Annotated in this window: 1 rRNA gene; it reads right to left on the bottom strand. The window is 47.3% G+C overall.

Going from position 1 to position 241, the window contains the following annotated elements:
• Positions 1-111: ribosomal RNA gene (locus LRL21_RS45380) — 23S ribosomal RNA — on the bottom strand; the annotation flags it as partial.
• Between the last annotated feature and the right edge of the window lie 130 nt (positions 112-241).

The raw sequence follows: 241 nt of genomic DNA, 5'->3' as shown, positions 1-241 counted from the left end.
ATCCCCGGATCCAAGCCTGCTTACGGCTCCCCGAGGCATTTCGTCGTTCGCCACGTCCTTCTTCGGCTCCTAGTGCCTAGGCATCCTCCGTGTGCTCTTATTAGCTTAACCAACTCCGCTAATAAGTCCTATCCGTTAGGATAGATCTATTTGGATGTTACTCAACCGAAGTCAAGTAACGCTGCTCTAAACATTTGTTTTGTTTCGGTATCTAGTTTTCAAGGAACAAGCTTTGCAGAGA

Origin of the sequence: Paenibacillus periandrae, from assembly GCF_022458865.1 — a bacterium.
GTDB classification, from domain to species: Bacteria; Bacillota; Bacilli; order Paenibacillales; family NBRC-103111; genus Paenibacillus_S; species Paenibacillus_S periandrae.
This window is presented reverse-complemented; position numbering and strand designations above follow the sequence as displayed.